Below are 625 nucleotides of genomic sequence, written 5' to 3'. Positions count from 1 at the left end.
CTTTAAGGCATCTTTTTTAGCTTGAATCTCACGTTTGAGACGCTCAACCGCAGCCACTTTCTCTGGAGAGGGCTTATGTTGCGCTAATTCAGCATTAAGCTGCTTAGCCTGACTATTTAATTGATTAGATTTTTGCTGAAGAACAATCAATTCATCATCAATATGAATCGTTTGATAGTGCATAAAACCGTAAGCTGCGAACATAACAGTAGAAACTAAAGCCCAAGATGCCGCTACATTCGTTAGTGTAAAGTACTCTTTTTTCGGTTTTAGATGCTCAGGGTAGAGGTTAACTTTGAACTCAGAGCGCGTATTGGCAAGCTCAATCAATAGAGCCTCTGAGCTTTCACGCCCGTTGTGACTGATTAAGGAAACATTCGAACTCAGTGTGTTCGATAAAGCCTCTTGTAACTGCGCCTCATCTTCTTCATCACAGCATATTTTTAGCTGTCGAAGTTGAACGCCCTTAATTTGAGAAGAAAGGTAATCAATCGAGCGCTGTAGCTCAAGCGCTAGGCCGTCCATCTGCAGTGCACTGGAAGCGACACCCGTCAGCGGCGGCACAACACTACGAATTGAGCGCTGGAAACAAACGGTATGATCAACAAATGCACCTCGCTTAAAA

At 43.5% G+C, this 625-nt stretch carries 1 pseudogene; it reads right to left on the bottom strand.

Annotated features, from left to right (window positions below):
* Positions 1 to 625 (bottom strand): annotated as a pseudogene (locus tag KIV40_RS31830) (MSHA biogenesis protein MshI); the annotation flags it as partial.

It is taken from the genome of Vibrio sp. D173a (assembly GCF_030248475.1).
This window is presented reverse-complemented; position numbering and strand designations above follow the sequence as displayed.